General features: G+C 42.7%; 19 protein-coding genes and 1 pseudogene. 5 read left to right on the plus strand and 15 right to left on the minus strand.

Annotated features, from left to right (window positions below):
* Positions 1-279 precede the first annotated feature (279 nt).
* The 4 genes from AM228_RS21260 (at position 280) to AM228_RS21275 (ending at position 4,318) form a co-directional block, all read left to right on the plus strand.
* Entirely contained in the window at positions 280-1,809 is a 1,530-nt protein-coding gene (locus tag AM228_RS21260) for a YifB family Mg chelatase-like AAA ATPase (RefSeq protein WP_054468976.1), read from the plus strand.
* A gap of 207 nt (positions 1,810-2,016) precedes the next feature.
* Positions 2,017-2,367: a nuclear transport factor 2 family protein gene (locus AM228_RS21265; protein ID WP_054468958.1), complete on the plus strand. Its 351-nt coding sequence runs from the start codon at positions 2,017-2,019 to the stop codon at positions 2,365-2,367.
* A gap of 145 nt (positions 2,368-2,512) precedes the next feature.
* Entirely contained in the window at positions 2,513-3,961 is a 1,449-nt protein-coding gene (locus tag AM228_RS21270; RefSeq protein ID WP_054468959.1) for a bifunctional orotidine-5'-phosphate decarboxylase/orotate phosphoribosyltransferase, read from the plus strand.
* A 57-nt stretch (positions 3,962-4,018) separates the two neighbouring features.
* On the plus strand, positions 4,019-4,318 hold the full coding sequence (locus AM228_RS21275) for a DUF3493 domain-containing protein (protein WP_054468960.1): 300 nt from the start codon (positions 4,019-4,021) through the stop codon (positions 4,316-4,318).
* A 472-nt stretch (positions 4,319-4,790) separates the two neighbouring features.
* On the opposite strand, the gene infB is transcribed toward AM228_RS21275, so the two are convergent.
* The 5 genes from infB to rimP form a co-directional block, all read right to left on the minus strand.
* The gene (gene infB / locus AM228_RS21280; protein ID WP_054468977.1) at positions 4,791-7,922 is read right to left on the minus strand and encodes a translation initiation factor IF-2; all 3,132 of its coding nucleotides are present in this window, start codon (positions 7,920-7,922) and stop codon (positions 4,791-4,793) included.
* Between the two features lie 195 nt (positions 7,923-8,117).
* The gene (locus AM228_RS21285) at positions 8,118-8,456 is read right to left on the minus strand and encodes a hypothetical protein (RefSeq protein WP_054468961.1); all 339 of its coding nucleotides are present in this window, start codon (positions 8,454-8,456) and stop codon (positions 8,118-8,120) included.
* Between the two features lie 151 nt (positions 8,457-8,607).
* Positions 8,608-8,886: a YlxR family protein gene (locus tag AM228_RS21290; RefSeq protein WP_054468962.1), complete on the minus strand. Its 279-nt coding sequence runs from the start codon at positions 8,884-8,886 to the stop codon at positions 8,608-8,610.
* A gap of 380 nt (positions 8,887-9,266) precedes the next feature.
* A complete protein-coding gene (nusA, locus tag AM228_RS21295; protein ID WP_054468963.1) occupies positions 9,267-10,496 on the minus strand; it encodes a transcription termination factor NusA in 1,230 nt (409 codons plus the stop codon).
* Between the two features lie 144 nt (positions 10,497-10,640).
* The gene (gene rimP / locus AM228_RS21300) at positions 10,641-11,093 is read right to left on the minus strand and encodes a ribosome maturation factor RimP (protein WP_054468978.1); all 453 of its coding nucleotides are present in this window, start codon (positions 11,091-11,093) and stop codon (positions 10,641-10,643) included.
* A gap of 26 nt (positions 11,094-11,119) precedes the next feature.
* Between rimP and AM228_RS33220 the strand changes: the two genes are divergently transcribed.
* A complete protein-coding gene (locus AM228_RS33220) occupies positions 11,120-11,317 on the plus strand; it encodes a hypothetical protein (RefSeq protein ID WP_156331953.1) in 198 nt (65 codons plus the stop codon).
* Positions 11,318-11,669: 352 nt separating this feature from the next.
* Here AM228_RS33220 and AM228_RS21305 read toward each other — a convergent pair whose 3' ends face one another.
* From AM228_RS21305 to psaB, 10 genes and pseudogenes are all read right to left on the minus strand, one after another.
* Positions 11,670-13,574: a hypothetical protein gene (locus tag AM228_RS21305; RefSeq protein ID WP_054468964.1), complete on the minus strand. Its 1,905-nt coding sequence runs from the start codon at positions 13,572-13,574 to the stop codon at positions 11,670-11,672.
* 132 nt (positions 13,575-13,706) lie between these two features.
* The gene (locus AM228_RS35555; protein ID WP_072160880.1) at positions 13,707-14,297 is read right to left on the minus strand and encodes a hypothetical protein; all 591 of its coding nucleotides are present in this window, start codon (positions 14,295-14,297) and stop codon (positions 13,707-13,709) included.
* 122 nt (positions 14,298-14,419) lie between these two features.
* On the minus strand, positions 14,420-14,770 hold the full coding sequence (locus AM228_RS21315; RefSeq protein WP_054468965.1) for a YtxH domain-containing protein: 351 nt from the start codon (positions 14,768-14,770) through the stop codon (positions 14,420-14,422).
* Between the two features lie 132 nt (positions 14,771-14,902).
* Positions 14,903-15,211, minus strand: coding sequence for a hypothetical protein (locus AM228_RS21320; RefSeq protein ID WP_054468966.1), 309 nt, complete (start codon positions 15,209-15,211; stop codon positions 14,903-14,905).
* A gap of 99 nt (positions 15,212-15,310) precedes the next feature.
* Positions 15,311-16,231: a hypothetical protein gene (locus AM228_RS21325; protein ID WP_054468967.1), complete on the minus strand. Its 921-nt coding sequence runs from the start codon at positions 16,229-16,231 to the stop codon at positions 15,311-15,313.
* A gap of 143 nt (positions 16,232-16,374) precedes the next feature.
* A complete protein-coding gene (locus AM228_RS21330; RefSeq protein WP_054468968.1) occupies positions 16,375-16,590 on the minus strand; it encodes a type II toxin-antitoxin system HicB family antitoxin in 216 nt (71 codons plus the stop codon).
* Between the two features lie 5 nt (positions 16,591-16,595).
* Entirely contained in the window at positions 16,596-17,042 is a 447-nt protein-coding gene (locus AM228_RS21335; RefSeq protein WP_054468969.1) for a hypothetical protein, read from the minus strand.
* Positions 17,039-18,628, minus strand: coding sequence for a hypothetical protein (locus tag AM228_RS21340; protein WP_054468970.1), 1,590 nt, complete (start codon positions 18,626-18,628; stop codon positions 17,039-17,041). The genes AM228_RS21335 and AM228_RS21340 overlap by 4 nt, the downstream gene beginning before the upstream one ends.
* Position 18,629: 1 nt before the next feature.
* A complete protein-coding gene (locus AM228_RS21345; protein WP_054468971.1) occupies positions 18,630-19,811 on the minus strand; it encodes a hypothetical protein in 1,182 nt (393 codons plus the stop codon).
* A 434-nt stretch (positions 19,812-20,245) separates the two neighbouring features.
* A pseudogene (gene psaB, locus AM228_RS30065) lies at positions 20,246-20,757 on the minus strand (photosystem I chlorophyll a apoprotein A2); the annotation flags it as partial.

A 20,757-nucleotide genomic window follows, 5' to 3' on the forward strand; every position in this document is an offset into this window, starting at 1 on the left:
GAATAAGAAACCCGGTTTCTGGGTGAGGTTTCTGGGTTTGGTCGCTGGGGCAAAAGAAACCGGGTTTCTCTGGTGGTTTCCAAAGATAACTGTGGTAAGCGAAAAAGAAACCCGGTTTCTGGGTTTGGTCGCTGGGGCAAAAGAAACCGGGTTTCTGTGGTGGTTTCCAAAGATAACTGTGGTAAGCGAAAAAGAAACCCGGTTTCTGGTTTTTCCCAGGGGGCTTTTCAGACGATCGCGATCGCACTATATTATGGTTATGGATTCAGGGAAACTAAAGTGCTTGCAAGAGTTTGGAGTGCAGCGATCGTTGGTATAGACGCCGTAAAAGTAGGGGCAGAAGTCGATGTTTCCGGTGGTTTACCGGCAATGGTGGTCGTCGGTTTGCCCGATACCGCCGTACAAGAGTCCAAAGAACGGGTCAAAGCGGCTTTGAAAAATGCCGGTTATGTCTTCCCCATGCGGCGGATCGTCATTAACCTCACCCCCGCAGACCTCCGCAAAGAAGGGCCTAGCTTTGACTTACCCATTGCCGTGGGAATTTTAGCTGCATCAGAACAAGTCAATCCAGAACTATTGGGAGATTATCTATTTTTAGGCGAAGTTTCTCTGGATGGGAGTTTGCGCCCGGTTGCCGGGGTACTGCCGATCGCTGCTGCAGCCCAACAACAAGGAATTAGCGCCCTCGTCGTCCCAGAGAAAAATGCCAGAGAAGCCGCCGTGGTCAAAGGTCTGGACGTTTACGGTTGTCGCAACATTGCCGAAGTCGCCGACTTACTCAACAATAGTAAAAAGTTTTCCCCGATCAAAGTTGATGGAGAAAGTGAGTTAGTGAATAACCGTTTTAACGGTTTGGATTTAAAAGATGTCAAAGGGCAAACTCATGCCCGACGCGCCTTAGAAATTGCTGCTGCTGGAGGACATAACTTAATCTTTGTCGGGCCGCCGGGAAGTGGCAAAACCATGTTAGCCCGACGCTTACCGGGAATTTTGCCCCCGTTAAGCTTTGAAGAAGCCTTAGAAGTCACCCAAATTCATTCCGTAGCCGGGTTACTCAAAGATTATGGGACTTTGGTCAGCGATCGCCCCTTTCGCAGTCCCCACCACTCTGCCTCTGGCCCTTCCCTCGTCGGTGGTGGCACCTATCCCCGTCCCGGAGAAATTTCCCTGGCCCACCGAGGTGTACTTTTCGCCGACGAGCTCACGGAGTTTAAGCGGGATGTCCTGGAATTTCTCCGCCAACCCCTCGAAGATGGTCATGTCACCATATCCCGAACCAAGCAAACCGTCCGGTTTCCCGCCCAGTTTACCCTAGTCGCCAGTACCAACCCTTGTCCCTGCGGCTATTACGGCGATCCGATTCAAGCTTGTACTTGTACCCCGCGCCAAAGGGAGCAATATTGGGCCAAACTCTCCGGCCCTTTAATGGATCGCATCGACTTACAAGTAATGGTGAATCGCCTCAAACCCGAAGAAATCACCCGCCAAACTACCGGGGAAGCATCCGCCCCAGTCAGAGAACGAGTCAAAGCAGCCCGCGATCGCGCCCATCACCGTTTCAAACAAGACCCTGCCCTGCAATGCAATGCCAATATGCAAGCTAGTCATATCCGCCAATGGTGTCCCATAGATGAACCGATCCGCAACTTATTAGAAGGAGCCATTCGCAAACTCGGACTTTCTGCCAGAGCGACCGATCGCATCCTCAAAGTTTCCCGCACCATTGCCGACCTAGCCGGGGATGAACAGTTAAAAATTCACCATGTGGCCGAAGCGATTCAATATCGCACCATCGATCGCATACAATAATTATATCATTAAATTATATAACTAGGAGGTTCAATGTTTTATCTTACCAGAGATTTATGATAAATTCAACTAAATTTATGCAGATTCAGCCAGTCAAAAATTATCGTATTATATTCTCTAGCTGACGTTTAAATTGTGTTCCCAATAACCAATATTTGAGCGTCTAATGCTATTATAATTTAACGAACCTTAACAATTAGCACATTAATGAGGCCAGAAACCATTAGAGCAATAATTCAACAAGCCGCTCATGCGTGCATGACCAAAAACGCCCAGGCATTTGCTGCCCTATTTGCGGTCAATAGTGAGATTATCTTGCCGGATCATCACCTCATCGGCAAAGCGGCAATTCAAAAAATCACCGCAGATTATCTCCGCACTTTAGTCGATATCAAAATTAACATCAACCGGATTCTGGTAGAAGGAGATCAAGCCCTGGTGGAGTGGTGTTGGGAAGACCGGAATCAGATTACCGGCGAAACCAAATGTCGGAATAATGCGATCGTGCTTGACTTTAAATCCGGTTTAATTTATCGTTGGCGAGAGTATCGTTGCTAATTCATATTAAAAAAGGCTGCACCCAAAAAATAAACTAACTCATATGCTCGCCAGTAATCTGAATCATTAAAGCAAATTGATATAAATTAGCTAATATTATTGGTCATAAATTACCGATTGAACTAAAAATATCACCCATAAAAATATGAACTTTTTAGATAAATTAAATGCCGCCATTGAGCAAAATCAAAGTGTCCTATATCTCGGACTAGATCCCAACCCAGAATTGTTGCCGGTGCATTATGGCACCCCGGAAAATTCCTCTGACTTGATGCATTGCTTGCAAGACTGGCTGCACTTCCTAATCAAGCAAAGTGCGGATTTAGTCTGTGCTTACAAACCCACCCTGGGATTTTATACCGCCTTGGGAGCCCCCGGAATCGAATTATTGCAAACAACTTTAGCGGCAATTCCTGCCCATATTCCCATCATTCTGGATGCCACCCACGGGGATCTTAATAGTAGTAGTATCTTTGCCGAAACTATTTTTGAACATTGGCAAGTAGATGCAGTCACCATTAGTCCTTACCCAGGACAAGACTTAGCGGCACCTTTTTTAATCTATACGGATAAAGCGATCGTGGTTCTCTGCTATACATCCAATCCCGCAGCTATTCCCATCCAACAATATCCCACAGAGAAATCACCCCTTTACTTACAGGTGGTCAAAGAGGCGCAAACCTGGGGAACCCCAGAACAAGTAGCTTTAGAAGTGGGTGTGGCAGGGGCCGATGTTCTGGCAAAAATTCGCGCGATCGCCCCAGAAAGATTAATCCTTGCTCGCAGTATTTGGGCTGAAGGAAATGATTTGGCTCAAACCTTAACTGCGGGCTTAAATCCTAGTGGCAACGGCTTAATTATTCCCATTCCCCAAGACATTTTAAGCCGAGCAGAACCCAAAATAGAAATCTTGGATCTTTGTGAAATAATCAATCAAGCCCGAATTAGAATTACCCATGAAAATCAGGCTTGTTCCGTGTGGTTTCCCGATTTTACTTTACCGGAACAAAACCCTAATACGGAATTAATTTTACAACTACACGACTTAGGCTGCATTATGTTTGGTCAATATGTGCAAGCCTCTGGCGCTACATTTCCTTATTATATTGATCTGCGAAAAATTATCTCTAACCCCCAAATATTCGACCGAATTATCAGCGCCTACGCGGAAATTTTACAACAGCTTAAATTCGATCGCATTGCCGGAATTCCCTACGGCGCCTTACCCACCGCCACCGGATTAGCATTACGGATGAATTACCCCATGATTTTTCCCCGCAAAGAAGTCAAAGCTCATGGCACTCGACGACTGGTAGAAGGGCATTTTAATCCTGGAGAAACCGTAGTAGTCGTTGATGATATTTTGATTAGCGGCAAAAGTGTCATGGAAGGGGCAGAAAAACTCAAATCAACGGGATTAAACGTTGAAGATATTGTCGTATTAATCGATCACGAAAAAGGGGTTAAAGACCGACTGCAACAAAATGGCTATCGGGGACATTCAGTTCTGAGCATATCAGAAATTGCCAAAACATTGTATGAAACCAAACGCATTGATAGCCAGCAATATGAATTTTTCCAAGAGAGTCAATAATTCCGAAAAAATCACTCAGATTCAAGCAGAAAAATCCTAAAAATCGATCGCAAAATTATGACCAATCCCAGTCCTAATCCCACTCCTAAGAAAACCGTGAATTACCCCCGTAATCCCCAAAACTTAAGCAGAGAAAAATATACTCGGTTAAAAGCGGAGGCGATCGCTCCTTATCGGGGACTGCGGAAATTCGTGTATATCTCCTTTGGCGCCTCTGGTGCCATTGGTGCCTTTATCTTCTGCTTACAACTACTGGCTGGTCGCCAAGACACTTCCACCTTACCCAGCCTCGCCCTGCAAATCGGCGTCATCGCCCTGATGGTTTGGCTATTCCGCTGGGAAAACCGCAAAAAATAACCCAACCCTGATCAAATGAACTTTTTCGCCATTCCATCCCGGAGCGGAATTCGCCAAAATCGACGGTGAACCGGATGTTGGAAACAAAAACTCAGATCCCAATCATTAAATGGCGCTGAAGAATCTAAAGAAATTATTACGAAAGTCAGGGTTTGCCCATATATGTGTCAAGATATAAGTGTTGCAGTTGAAATGGGGTCAGCCGAAATAAAGACCCTAAAAATAAATACGACTCATAAAATGCGAAGCACTGGTATCCACCCATAGGAAGACCAGTGCTTCGACATTATCACCCCTACACCCCCTTGCACCTCCGCCTCCCCCGCACCCACCGACGAAAAAAGAAAAAAAGGATCAAGCCTGTTTTAGGACTCGATCCTTTTTGATTATTCTTCAGAACTAACAAATGGCGATCGCTAACTAAATCGGCGATTAGCGGCGATCGCTAACGGGATGTGGAACTACTGAGAAGCTACTTAGAAGCCAGAGTCCGACGCTTAGTCACCATCCGGTAAGCCTCAATAATATCCCCTTCATTCCAATCACTGAAACTATCAATGCCGATACCGCACTCATAACCTGTGTTAACTTCGCGGGCATCTTCCTTCATCCGTTTGAGAGAATCAAGCATTCCTTCATAGATCACTTGATCGCGACGACGGACTCGCACCTTACAGTTGCGAATCACCTTGCCATTTTGAATGTAGCAACCGGCCACCGCGCCCTTGCCAATGCTAAACACCGCACGGACTTCCGCTTGTCCCAGGTGTTCTTCAACCAATTCTGGTTCCAACAGACCTTCCATAGCGGCGCGGATATCATCCAGGAGATTATAAATAATGTCGTAATCGCGAACATCAACTCCTGCTTGATCCGCTGCATGGCGGGCGCCCGGGGCAAAAGTGGTATTAAAGCCAATAATCACCGCATTACTGGCAGCGGCCAAATCCACATCCGTCTCGGTGATTTCACCAGGCGCACTTAACAGCACTCGCACCTGCACCTCATTTTGAGGTAACTGTTCCAGAGACTGCAAGATCGCCTCAACGGATCCTTGTACGTCTGCCTTAAGGATCAAATTCAGATCCTTCAGTTCACCTTCCTTGGCTTGCTCGGAAATAGTAGTCAGAGTCACCCGTCGGGATGCCATTGTTTGCTGTAAACGAGATGCCCGTTTTTCATCGGCCCGTGCTTCCGCAACCGCACGACCATCTTTTTCATTCTCGAATACCTCGAAATCATCCCCGGCAGCGGGAACATCATTCAAGCCCAACACTTCCACCGCAAAAGATGGCCGAGCTTCTTCAACCCGCTGTCCTCGGTCATCAATCATGGCGCGGACCTTACCGATCGTGGAGCCAGCCACCAAAATATCGCCCACACGGAGCGTACCATTTTGCACCAGCAAACTAGCCACGGGGCCTTTGGCTTTATCCAAATGGGCTTCAATCACCGTACCGACCGCTGCACGGTCTGGGTTAGCGGAGAGTTCTTCAATTTCCGCCTGCAAGAGGATCATCTCTAAAAGCTCATCCAGGTTTTGACCTTTCATGGCACTGATAGGCACCATAGTGGTATCACCGCCCCAGTCTTCTGACACCAGACCATATTCGGCCAACTGTTGCATCACCCGCTCAGGTTGGGCGCCTTCTTTGTCGATTTTATTAATCGCTACGATGATGGGGACTTCCGCTGCTTTAGCGTGACTGATCGCTTCGATGGTTTGTGGTTGCACCCCATCATCAGCGGCGACCACCAGAATGGCAATATCAGTGACGCGGGTGCCGCGAGCTCGCATAGCAGTAAAAGCCTCGTGACCAGGAGTATCCAGGAACACCACCTGCTGAAGCGCCCCATTATATTCCACATCCACATGGTAGGCACCAATATGCTGGGTAATGCCGCCCGCTTCGCCCTGAGCGACCTTGGTTTTCCGAATCGAGTCGAGTAGAGTGGTTTTCCCGTGGTCTACGTGACCCATAATCGTCACCACTGGGGGTCGCAACTGAAGATTATCTAAATCTTCGGCATTGAGGAATTCTCGGACTTTTTTGGCTTCAGATTTAGCTTCAGCCGCTTCTACTTGGATCTCAAACTCTTCTGCCACCATTTTGGCAGTTTCGTAATCCAAGCTCTGGGTAATATTAACGGCGATCCCCTTGAAGAATAAGGTTTTGACAATTTCTGTTTCTGGAACCGCCATTAAGTCTGCCAGTTCGCGAATTGTCAACAGCCCAGTCATGGTAATTTTCTCAGGGCGGGGTTTTTTCCCTGGAGTTTCTTGGCGACGATATCGACGATTTGCCGCCGCCGAACCATCCCGGTCTGCTTTTTTCGCTTTAACCCCTGACCCACCTGTAGATGGCCCTGGGGTTTTTGGCTGGTTGCCAGGAGATGATTTCGCTTTGGGAGGACGGGCGATCGAAAGACCCACCTTAGTAATGGAATTACCAAAGTCTAATTCACTATCAAAATCATCATCATCGTCTTCAACTTTCAAGGGTTTGAGACGACGTTTTCCAGGGGCAACTTTTTTCTGAGAACCATCAAGTAATTCTGGATTGTCCTCATCATCAATATCTTTGGTATCTTTCTGCTTTTTAGATTTTTTAGCACTCTTAGGAGGAATGGGTCGTTTCAAACGGGGTTTTTCGATCTCGACGATTTCCTCATCAAAATCCACGATCGCCTCAGTTTCAATGATCGGCTCATCATCTTCTATATCATCCTTGTCAATCACTGGGGGAACAGAGGCACGAGGACGCACCAGTTCTGGGACTGATTTAGAGGGAACAGAAGCATTTTTTTTCAGGCGAGTTGGAGATGTTTTAGTTACCTGCGCCGGTTTTTTGACTTCCTCTTTAGAGCCACTGATTTCCGCTGGCTTGGATTCAGGGCCAACTGATTTGATCCCCACTGGTTTCTGTGGTTTATTTTTTTGATTTTTGGGAATAGGCCGATTCTTGCCAGCTTCCCTTGATTTCTTTTGGGGAGGTTCTGGTCTTACGGGGGGTGCCATGAGAGAGGCAGCCGTCGCTTCTAATGACTCGCTGGAGTTTTCTGGTTCAGTCATGCTCGCAGAAGTTTCTAATTCTTGGGAATATTGGGGTTCTGATGATGAATTTACCTGCACTGGCGATGCTTCCTTTTCTGTGACATATGTAGCGACATCCGCTGCCTGATTGCTACGGGTTTCCAAGATTTCAGATGGTTTTGATAGGGTATTTTGCTTCATAGACAAGTTGGGCTGTTTTTTTACCGGGGGTGGTTGTAGTTGTTTGACTTCTGTTTGGTCTACTTGTGAAATGCTATCCAAATGTTGTTCGTGATCCTGTGATTTTTTGAATTGGCGAATTTCTAATTTTTTCTTGCCTCCAGATTCTAGATCGTCTGGATTGAAAGATGCTTTATTTTTCATTAGACCTAATGAGCGTGCTTCTGGGTGCTTTTCTGAGTAAGCACGAATACGAGCAGCATCATCTTCTGTGATTGTGCTGCTATGGCTTTTTACGGAAATATTTAGCTGTTCGCAAACTGCTAAAATGTCTCTATTATCCAAATTAAGTTCTTTTGAAAGTTCATAAATTCTGACTTTTTCACTCATAAAACCTCCTGCCGACGATTCTTTTTGTTGCTCCGACATTATTGACAAATCAGGGGAATTTGCTTTCCTGTCTGATTTGACTTATACAAGAAACCATATGTTGAAAACCAGCTTTTTGGCAATAATTATGACCCTTTATCTCTCATCCGAGTTTGAGGTTTAAACGCTATTTTTATCTGGTTAACATTAATGTCATTAATCCCGATATTTTGCCAAACGATAGTCAGGAATCATCTGGTGTGTTTTCATCAGGAGAACCCATGTAACACCACCAACAGTGGCAGGATGATTGCCTACGCGATGAAATTTAGGTTTTCTTGTTAAGCCGGAGCTATCTAGATTGGATCTAGGTTGACCACGAATCTTGATGTAGCTATTCCAGTAATCAAAGTTCATATATGTTGGTGTAGCCCATCCCCAGTCAAGTTGTAAAACAGCTTCTTTGATAGTTTGGCACGAATTTTTATAGAATTGTAGATGAAATGGATCACTATGAATTTGATTTTCAAATCTTAAGCTGTTGAACTTTGTCATTTGTTAGTTGTGCTGTGTTAGGGCGGCTCACTTCAGATGTTCGCTAGGGTTGTCAGAGGTTAGGATGGGCAGAGTTACTGAGATAGTTGGTTATGCTAACGATCGCAGCCGGGGAATTTGAGCATCTGCTGAATTAACATTCCGGGTTAGCTCAGGGGTCTTGGGTTCGCTCGGTTGAAGACATCAGGGGAATTTTTTCCCAGAGTGTTTGATAAAGTTCTGGAGGAACCGGGGATCTGAGCGCTTTGCCCAGGCGATTTTTCTTTTGAGCCGCTTGTAGGCAAGTTGCTTGCGGACACAGATAAGCCGATCTACCCATCCCACGATCCAATTGTACCTGATGAGATGGATAGACCCGAACAACGCGCCATAACTCATGTTTGGCGAAGACTTGGCGGCAACTGACACAACGCCGGTAGTTTGGTTTCATGTACAAATATACTGTGCTCAGTCCAAGAAAGCATAGGGATCTCGATCGTCTTTCACCTAGGATCAATGACAAAATAGAGGACTCTTATTTATTTTAGGCGATCGCGGTTTTCCCGGATCTGTTGTTATGTGATCAAATCCAGAAAATTTTGAGCATCAGCACTGAGCGATCCGGGATCAAACGATAATCAGAACGATTGTGATTCCCATCTTCAAAATTAGGAGTAACATCTCTGAAACGAGTAACAAAGCTCAGAAATCCTAGAGATGAATTCAGAAATAAATTGAAAATGGGAATCGCCGTGATTCTAACCCATCATCCACCCAGGAAGGAATGGCGCAATCGTCTACGGTGCTGAGGTCGCCGCTCCTCCCCTCTAACTAAGATTTTTTCGTTTGTACCTCTAATTCTGGTTCTTCCAGAAATTCTTCATCCAGAGATTCTTCATCCTCATTCTCTTCGGGACTGTCCATCACTTCCTCATATTTAGCCGTATCTTTAATATCTATTTTCCAACCCGTCAATCGGGCTGCCAGCCGGACATTTTGTCCCTCCTTACCAATCGCCAAGCTGAGTTGATCGTCTGGCACCAGCACATGAGCTTGCCTGGAATCAGGATCCACCAAAAGCACCTGATCGACTTTTGCCGGACTCAGAGCATTGGCAATATAAGTGGCTGGATCTGGAGACCAGCGGATCACATCAATTTTTTCGCCCCGCAATTCATTAACCACCACTTGAATCCGCGATCCCCGGGCGCCAATACAAGCCCCCACGGGATCCACATCACGTTCTAAAGTATCTACGGCAATTTTTGTCCGTGGCCCAACATATCGGGAAGGGGGATTAGCTTCGCGGGCGACCGCCACAATGCGTACCACCTCATCCTCAATTTCTGGGACTTCGTTGGCAAACAAATAAACCACTAAACCGGCATCCGCACGAGACACCAACAATTGCGGGCCACGATGCGGGCCTTCCCGGACTTTTTTCAAATAAACCTTAATCGTCGATCCCGCTCGATAATTATCGTTCGGTAGCTGTTCCCGCTTAGGCAGTTCAGCTTCCACATCCGGTTTACCCAAACCACTATTCACCGCCAGAATTGCCGATTGGCGTTCAAACCTAAGCACTTTGGCTTGTAACACCGTACCTTCGAGTTCTTGAAACTCTTCTTGAACCATTTGGCGCTGCTGATCCCGCAACTTTTGGGAGAGAACCTGCTTGGTCTGAATCGCTGCCATGCGACCAAACTCTCGCTGAGAAGGAGTCACATCCAAAACCACCGTATCTCCCATCTGAGCTTCCGGGGCGACTTCCTGCACTTCTTTCAGAGCAATTTGATGATCGATACTTTCTACAGTTTCGACAATGGTCTTGGTGGCTAAAATCCGAAACCCTTCTTCTTCTGTATCCAGTTCGACTTCAAAATTATCAAAAAAATCTTCATCAAAATTGTCACCCTCCATATTTTGGGTGCGCCTGTAGCGTTCATATCCTTTAATTAGGGCTTCTCTTAAGGCCGCTTGTACAGAGGATTTGGGCAAATTTCGTTCTTGGCTAATTTTTTCGATCATATCCCGGAGTCCGGGTAAATTGATCATTGTCATAAATTTTTCCTGCAATTTTTAAGTGTTTCATGGCATAGAACCAATGGATCGCCCCATCACTGAAACACGCCTCCAGATTTTTCTGGCCAGAAAAATCTGAGACGATCGCCGATCAATGGTTGTGAGTCCACGGTTTTAGGTTCCTTATAGGAGTTCAACTAAGGCAATGAGCGATCGCGGAATGGAAATCACCCGACCTTTTTGATTCAAATAAACGTTAGTTTCATCTCGACTGACTAGGTTGCCTTGCCATTCTTTCTGCCCTTTGTAGGGTTCAACCGTTTCAATGCGAACCCCAAAACCCTTAAAAGAGATAAAATCTCGGTCTGTAGTCAGTTGACCGGAAAGACCCGGACTAGAGATTTCTAGGACATAAGCATCCGGGATCAAGTCGGTGGCATCTAGAGTCATTTCTAATGCTCGACTCATTTTTTCACAATCCTCTAAACTCGTGTCATTATCAGGGTTACAGATGTCTACACGAAGAACCGGGGGGCGATGATTCGTTTGAAATACCGCTCCAACAACCTGTAGTCCCAGGTTTTCTGCCACTGGTTTGGCTAAATCGATAATTTGTGGGATCAATGGATGAGTCATAATAAAACTCCAATAAAAAAAGCGGGTTGTCACCCACTTTCGGTGCAAGTATTCAGGTTTTTCTCCTGCGGCTCTCTAAACGAGACATGGGGCAGGTTCAAACCCTTGTCACCTTCGATCGTTCTCCTTCACGACAAGGAAAACTTCTCAGATCGCTGAACACGAATCAAGTGGCGGCGCTAGAATCCTCGATGACAAAAGCCGCTTTTTGTTTTCAGCAGTAATGCACCGATGCACTCACCAGATATGCCTCGAATTCAACGGCCTGGTTTTGGCTGATACTCAGCATCAGACTGACTTTGAGCCGAGAAAAGTGACTGGAAGAAAAGATTTTCGTGCTGAGGATTGGTGTTTCAGCCAACTTTAGTTTAGCATTAAACATCGGTCGCTTTCATCTGTGCTTGATTTGAAGCATCGAAGCCATGTGTAAGGAGCGCTCTTGGGATCAGAAAATATTTCTCCGAACGCTCCTCAGCAATCTAAGAACTTCCATAAGGTAGTCTAGCATACCATAAACCGATCCCATCAATTTTTTTGGATTAAAAACCGATCGCGGGAGTCTGGTTGGGGGAAAAACTAACTCCCAGTTAGCTGCGGCGGCTGTTTGACGATGGGCAAAAGTTCTTGGATTTCCTCCTCGGTGAGGTTCTTGACGTAATTTAGTTTAACCTCTTCGAGAAAGTCACTCAGTAACGATTCAATTTCGTCCAGGGTATTATCTCGCTGCAATTCCTTGCGGAGGGTGACGGTAAATTTTTTCACTAACCGTTCTGAGAGTTCAGTGGCGATCGGATCGGGAGTGGTGTTTTGACTGGATATATAAGCTTCTTGAGGTTTTTCCGTCACCAGTTTCGTCACTTGCGCGATCACACCTTCCGCGATTTGATCTGGTAAGCGACCTAATCCGGGCACCCGATGAATTCGCTGGTACACGGACGAATTTTTCATGGCTTTTTCAATTTGATAGCGAACCACCGCTTCCAGTTCCGGTTGAATGGTGGGGAGAACTTGGCAAAGGGTCACTTGTAGCAAGCGGTTGACGATCGTCGGAATTTCATCGATATCATTAATATCGATATAAGTTTTTTGGGTTTTGTTTTTCGGTTCAAAGAGCGATCGGGTAAACTTACCAGTTTCCACGGCTTCCTGCATCTGGTTAATCGCTCGAATCACCACCACCTGGGTCAGTTCCTCAGCAAAACTGGCGATAAAATTTATGCTCAGGCGATTCCTAATCGGTTCCAGATCCGGAAATTTAGTTTGATCCAGACGAATAATCACCGGAATCACTCGTAACCACCGAAAACCAGGTACAAATACTGACACGGGCAACCATAAAGTCAGATCGTACCAACGGTGGGCGATCGCGCTACCCCATGACATTTTTTTGTGATGATGTAATAGCCAAATTCGACCGATAAATTCTCCTAAAAATAGCGTCATCCAAGGGAGATCGAGCAGCCAGAACCTGTCTAGCCAATCACTATTTGCCCCCAAATGACGAAAATAGTTGCTTTCCAGTAAAAAGCGAATTTCACGATCGAAAAAATCTAACTCTTTTTCCCATCCATGCGCTATCAGGTTTTCTTTTGACCAAAATGTTCTAAATGATCCTTTAGCCGAATAATTAGCCCACAAAACTTCCGGGGAAAACCAGTCTAAAACCCCAATGATGGCAGAATTCACCCATTGAATATTGACAAGTTTTGGCAGATTATTAGGATCTCTAGAATAAATATACTCCCGCATTTTATATTTAATTTCTTCTAAAGTCCCACTTTTATTTACTCTGGCGAATGGATCGGTATCAATCATCTCCATGCTAAGAAGCCGCAGTTCTGCCAACAAAGGTTCAACTTCTGAGCCATTGATTCCTTCAAGTTTAAGCACTATCTTGAGTTCATCAACTTTTTTCAGATACTCTTGGGTAGTGCGATTGGGTTCGATGCCTTTGATGGGATCGTAAAACAGTTTTGGTTCATAAAAATCAATTAAATAACTCATTTTTCTATCGAATACCGCCAACTCTTGCTGCCAACCTTTTTCGGCTAAATATTCTTGACTCCAAAAAATTTCTATTGCCTGATTAATATTATCTTTATCCACATGATCCATGAGGATTTTTTTTACTTCTTGCCAAGAAGCCTGGGTTGGCAAAATCGGCAACGGACTTTCTTGAAATAATTCTTTATTTTGTTGGCGTAATTTATCAAGTAAATTTATGGCATCTGCTGAATTAAACCCATCTTCGGCTAATACATTTTTTAGTTCCTCCACTGTGTTGAGAAACTGTTCAGATTGTTTTTGCCGAAAATTTGCTTCCAGCCATAAATGGCTTCGGAGATAAAATGGTCGCAGCTTCACATAGCTCCAATCAAATCCTACAAAAAGTAAATTTGCCAGAACTAATAGTCCCATCAATCGTTCAAACCAAAGAGTCCATGCATTGACATAACCTGGTGTTTTTTTTAGTCCTGACATAACTCAACTATTGAAATCATCAACGACAAAATTCAGGATTTATTCCCGGAATGCGTGGCAGGGAAAATCACATATTGCCCCCCTGAAACTGGGACAAAAATCCTTTACCATGTAACTTAACACAGTAGATGGCTAGATATCTGTTTGATTACTGGCGTTATTGATAGATCGACTACTTTTTTCTGCTGACGGATATGACTGGCTGGATTCCTCAAATGAATCTACATAAGGATCCATTGCTCCTTGATTACTGCTAGAGGTGTTGGACTGATTGGATGTTTTTTTCCGTAAGTCCAAAGGTCTGCGTTTTGAAGGCGGTAGTCTTTCGAGACTACGAGATCCCCCGGATGAACTGCTTGGTAGGGAGCGAAAAGTTTTCCAAGCGGCTTTGACCCCAACGATCAGGCTTTGGGTGCTCACTTGTGCTCGTTTTGCTTGTTTCTTGGCACTGCTGATACTCTCATCTACTTGTTTGACAACTTTGCCAGCGCTTTGAACCCCTTGGTTGACATCATCAGTGAGGTCACTAATTTCCATGCCGGTGAGACGAATGGCTTGTAAGGTGGGGGGAAGTTCTCTGGCTAAGGTGTCCGCTAATTTTTCCACGCTACGGGCTGCCCGCCCGACAGACTGCAAAGCGGGCAAGGCAGCCAGTAACAACAGAATGATGCTGACACAAACCAGTAAAAAGGATAGTCCAAGCCAAAAAAGAGGATCAGTCACAGCAGGTTTTTTGCTTATTGCTTACTTAGAGGATCGGAGCTAGTCATGGGACAAGTAACAAGACAAGGATAAATCAGCGATCGCTCCCTTGGGATCTAGGGATCTAGGGTAATGATTTGGGTTCAATCAGGGGATGAGTTTTTGGCCGCTGATTTCGTCGAAAAACCATTGTCCAATTGGTTGAGGGTTTCCCGTTCTTGTTTGCTGGCTTCGAGTCCAGCGGCGATCGCTTCTCTAAGTCTTTGCAAAGTTTCATCCCAATTACGCAGAGTTGATTCTGAGAGGCGATCGGCTTGACTTTGGACAGTTTTGGCTAAGTCGTCTGCCAACTCTGGTAAAGCCTCAACAGATTTTTTCAGCCGTTGTCGGGTTTGACGACCACTGCGCGGTGCTACTAAGATCCCAGCGATCGCACCGATCGCAGTTCCTACCAGCATACCCATAATAAAAGATCCCGAACGATTCTTAGACATTTTCTATAGCAATTAACTTTTTACTTATTTTAGGCGGATTTGACCCAGGCTTAGTCAGAATTGCCCTGAAACCTAATTTTACCCAGCCGGATTTAAATTAATCATGGCCGATCTATTTTTCTGCCGCTGTCACTAAGGACGAGTTTTCCAGGATCGTCTCAGAGTAAATTTCCCCAGAAAATTGACCACTAAGAGAAGTTGGCGCATGGTTTGAACTTGTTTTTGCAGCTTTTGGTATTTTTGCCGCAACTTTCTGGTGCCTGTTTCGCCTTTGGCGATCGCTCTTGGAGCCTTGTGCAGGACATTATAAGTGCCGCGATCGGCTCTTAATATTGCATTAGCTGCTTTGTCAACTTTTTTGCCAATCTTCCATAATTTTGCCGCCAGATACAGGCAAATCATGGAAATCACAACATTAATGATAATCACTCCTACTACCATCAAATGCTCTCCTTCCTCTAATTTTTACCTAGCTAAATTATCCCTAATTTAGGGTCAAAAATATCATATTGTTATATTTTTTTATTTTTTTTATAAAAATTATTCCCAAATGCTCCCGAATCCGGGCAATACATTATCCTGAGATAAAATAGATATATCTCCCAGTAAATTGGCCGTAATTAGATTAGCAACTCGCTGACTTTTCCAATAAATTGTATGATCGTCCACCAACCCCAAAGCCATAGCCACATTCCCCAGACTTCTTTTAAGAATATCCTTATCTTCAAGATACTTATCCTGAAAAAATATAGAATTATCATGCAAATTTAGACTAGATGCTAAAGGATAAGCAAAAATATCTCCGGCATTAATAATGTTAATCCACCGTAGGGGATTTTTGACATATCGCTGGGCAAAGATTTTTAGTTTCTCCGGGGCGATGCCCAACATTCGATTAAAAAATAGCAGTGGAGAACCCATTGTGGTGACAGTTCTCAGGTAAACCTTTCTGCCTTGCCGATACCCACTTAATCCTTTAATGATATCTCGAATATAAAAAGCCGGGTCAGACGGGCTTAATTTATCAGAAAATAAAATATCCCATAAAATGACACTGCCCAGAGAATGTGCCACTAAATGCAAATCATCGTCTCCGGGATTTTCCTTAATAAATTGTAATAATTGAACCGCAATGGTTTTTCGGGCGGCGTGTCCATAATCAGGATTTAAATAAGTAAAAATATCCCCAAAAATTTTGCTGATTAGCTGTTCTCTAAAATTTTGATAAGAGAAGATTGTCTCCAGATCCACTCCGGGATGATCCCATTTAAAATTTTCTAAATCTTGCAACACCCAATCCCAGAGTTCATCGGCACCGAGAATATCTCCGAAAAAAGCCGCCCCAAAGGAGGGGATTTCTATTTCTCCTCGTTGGCTGAATTCTTGAAGAATAAAATTTTGGGTGCGATCGCTATAACCAGGGTTACGCACCGCCGTGCCGTGCAGAAAAAATACTAGCATTTTATTATTTATCCAATATAATCATTTATTTTTTAATTGTGCCTATTACCCAATATTTTATGCCATTTTTAATGTGGCGATTGTGCCAATATTCACAGAATGATGGGCGATCAGAGCAAGCCCTTTGACTTTGACCTGCCTGATTAAGCGGCTACAGCAATTGCCTTAGCATAAAAACAAGGTTCGGGAATTTCTTGCCCGTCTTCTCGCAGAGTTTCAATATAAAGCGCGATCGCTTCTTTAATATTTTGTTCGGTTTCTTCAATAGTTTTTCCTGTCGAAATACAACCGGGCAAATCGCGAACATACGCTGAATAGTTACTGCCAGCCCATTCAAAAACCACCACATATTCTTTCATAATTTTTATTGCTTGATAAAGCTAATAATATCCTTTAGATCAATATAAATAAAATATAAAATTGCCTGCTGTCCAAGTTTCAATTTTCCGTATTTTATTTGCGTTTTTGCATCTGTTTCGGGGGTTAACTCTTCATCAAAAGAAACAACATATCTCGGTTTGAAATTTATGCTGCCATCATCGTTCTTACTTATTGTATTTATCAATTCTTTGTAAATATACGATTTAACATAGCTTTCTTGGCTATCTTTTTGCCTAAATTCAATGTCAGTTTTAATTTTGTCAGGATCTAATTCTTCATAATAATCTATGCCTCCTTTATCATCAAAAAAATCCTTTAACTTTGGATAAATAAATTGTTCATTGACGATTTTACAAGCTGTTAAATTCAAGGAAACAACTGGATTAAAATCACTAATAACACTATGCCGAAACTTAATCTGCTCAATCATACTAATTGTTGCTTGATATAAAAATCTTGAAGGGTTGTGAAATTAATTTTTACCAATTTAATTTGGCTTTGCTGAAAACAAGTATTCTTTACATTTTCTATTTTTTCAAATTCTGAGTTAGAAAAATAAGGTATCCAAAACTCACTTTCTGTTTTGACTTTCCAATTTTTTTGAACTGTCCATTCATAGACTAATTGTTTCTGTATATCATCTTTTACTTTGTTTTCTCCAGGCTTGTTTGGTGAGTATTTTTCATAATCGGAAACACGCATATATTTGTAATCAATGATTTGGACTGAGGCAGATGATTCTTCAAAGTATTGCTTTACAAAATTTTTAAAGTCGCTAAATTTTTTTTGAGACATATATTTATATCCACTGCCAAGCTTATCTGTCGTGTTGATCACAGAAGTCTTATAAGAAAGTTCTTTATATTCACTTTGAATTTTTGGATGATCTTTTACTGCACGCAAGTTCAATTTAACTGCAACCTCAGCTTCATTAGAGAGTTTTTCATCAACTAAATAATACTGATCTATTTTGCTTACGCTCGTTTTCAATACTAAATCAGGACGCAAGTAACGTGGTTCTGGCAAATCATTTAATTCCACTTTAAATGGATTAATATCATGGTAATTTAGGAATAGTTTTAGCTTTCCTCCAACATCCGCAAAGACTGCCCTTTGACGATATTCAGGTGTATTAAGTACATAAGTCTGGCACATATCCTCCCATATATCATAGAAATTACTAAACCCCCAGTAAATACCTTGGTCGTCTTCTTGTCGTTCTCCATACAAAAATGCCTCAACAGCCTCAAAAAAATGCCAATAGTCCTCATCTTTATAGGTTGTTTTTAGGTCAATATCTTCCAGGGTTTTTCTTAATATTTCTATGGTTTCGGCAAATGTATCTTCGCCAAATAAACTACTATCAGGTTGTAAATAGTTTTCTTTGAACTGATCGGCAAGTTCAACAGCCCGATCGGGTATCTGTTCTAATTCTTCCAACTCTTTTTTTATTTCCGTGTAGATAAAACCAAACATTTGTAAAATTGGCGGGCTTTCTTTGATTAAAATATTTTTGGCAATATTCATTTCATCAATATAAATCACATCCTCATCAAGATATATCCCTTGGTGCATATACCGATAAATTTTGGAATAGTCAATTTCAGGGCTGCTCATTTGTTTTTTTCCTAAAGATGAAATTCGTAATTCATCGTAACCCTCAAGTATTTTGTCTAAGGAATTGAGTTTACCGTAAAAAATTACCTGTTCGTTGTTTTCATTAATAAAGCTAAATCCCTTTTCAGCTTCAATAATTCCGTCTCTATAACTGGTGATGTATTCTTTTTCCAAATCGTTTTGTTTTTTTTGCCTATAAATTTTGAAGGTTCGATACATCTTGAAGAAAAATTCTTTAACTAGGTTAAAATCTTTATCATCAAAATCATCGAATCCTAACGGAAGCCAAAATTCTAAACGATTGCTCTCTTGATTTCTCTGAAGACCAACAAATGAATACTGGCTATGATTACGTTGTTCATCGGTTTTGATGATATCTATATTATTCAGGTCAAACATTTTATCCCTTATATTCCTTGATTGCCTCAACAAAATTTTTAACTTTTTTCGTAAATTGTCCAAAGGTAACTAAAGTGCCTTTCTCCATTCCCAAAAGGTTAGTCAATGGATCTCTATTGTTGCTAAACACACTATCCCATAGAAAAAACATCAATTTATTTTTGATGTGTTCTTCAGTTATAGTTTTTTCATTAATGAAAAAGTACCCAATTTGTTTGTCCTCAACTTTCCTAATTTTATGCTTTGGATCGCAGATGAATTTATTTAAATTATCAACAAAATCATTCCAAGCACAAGTATCATTATTGTCAAGGTTTACTCTTCGGATGGACACTACATCTCTTTGGTTGTCATCGTCAACATTTATAAACTCCCAATCCCAACGACGTTTAAATGCATTGTCCATGAAATAGATTGAATTGTCCGATGTATTCATGGTAGCCAAGATTGATAGATTGGGGGGCAATTTAATTTTGCACTCTTGAAGTTGAACTCTGTCACTTTCGCTCAAATCGCTGAAAATATAGTTAAGATATTTATCGTATTCGGTTTCTTTTAAAGTCTGACCATCATACTCAAAAGAGTATCCCTTCTCTTTAGAAAGAAAATATTTTTTAAATCCCACTTCTTGCAACAATCCAACTTTTTCTAAATCTGAAATTGTTATTGGATATTGTGACCAACCGCTTTTGTTTCTATCGAGAAGTTGAAATACTGTACCAAAAATTGCGGCTGAATTACCTCTATTAATTTCATCAATAACCAAAACAACATTATCAGGTTTTTTAATTATTTTTTTGTGTTTTTGTTCTAAAGTAAACTTTTCTTCGCTAGTGAACTCGCCTAGATTTTTTCCAATTTCTTTTTTGTATTTCTCTGTTTCATCTTTTTTATCTTTTTCTAACTGAATGCAGCTAGTAATTATATTTTTATACGCTTTAGCTATTGCTTTTAAAAAATGTCCTGGGTAGTATTTATAGTCTACCTTTCCACTATCATCAGTTAATGGCATAAGTTTACCCATAAAATCACCATAAGTATATTCTGGGTGAAATACAGTTGGAATAATATTTGATTTGTCAGTTATATTTAACTGGTTAGGAATTATTTTATTTTCAACTCTATAACTTTTTCCGGTTCCAGGGCTTCCGAAGATAATTTTTTGAATGGGTTTATTGGACATACTAATCGAGTTTCAGGAAACTGATAATTACATTGGCGACTACAAGACAGTCAAAACACAACCGTCTTAGTTGAAAAGCATATTCTTACAGCGGTTTTCAGATTACTGAACCACGGTAGGGCGAAGCATTCCGTAGGGGCGAAGCATTCCGGCAGTCAGATTAATATTTTCAGCAATAGGTTATCTGCCGGAATGCTTCGCCCGTACATTAATATTTTAAGCATCAAATGCCGGAAAGATCACACCCCTACAGATGCTTTGTGGTTTACTCGCGGAGAAAAGCGCTGTAAACGATTATACCCATAGTTGTTCATTGAGCGAATCAAATTCTGCTCATTGATTCCATATTTATCACCAACCCTAAAAAAAATCCCCCGCCCGGAGGCAGGGGATTTTTTAGTTATATTTGCTTAACTAGCAACGAGAAGCGTTGATCAACCGAACTTGCCTGCGGTAGAAGCAATCAAGAAGGCGGCATAGGTGAGGACATAACCCACGGTGAAGTGAGCCAGACCGACCAAGCGAGCTTGAACAATGCTCAGAGCCACCGGCTTGTCTTTCCAGCGAACCAAGTTGGCTAACGGAGTGCGCTCGTGGGCCCAGACCAGAGTTTCAATCAACTCTTGCCAGTAACCGCGCCAGCTAATCAGGAACATGAAACCAGTCGCCCAGACCAGGTGTCCGAATAAGAACATCCAAGCCCACACGGACAGGTTGTTCGTCCCGTAGGGGTTGTATCCGTTGATTAACTGGGAAGAGTTTAACCACAGATAATCCCGGAACCATCCCATTAAATAGGTGGAGGATTCGTTGAACTGGGCCACGTTTCCTTGCCACAAGGCTAGGTGCTTCCAGTGCCAGTAGAAGGTCAACCACCCTAGGGTGTTGAGCATCCAGAACATGGCTAGGTAGAAGGAATCCCATGCGGAGATGTCGCAAGTACCGC

Origin of the sequence: Planktothricoides sp. SR001 (genome assembly GCF_001276715.1) — a bacterium.
GTDB classification, from domain to species: Bacteria; Cyanobacteriota; Cyanobacteriia; order Cyanobacteriales; family Laspinemataceae; genus Planktothricoides; species Planktothricoides raciborskii.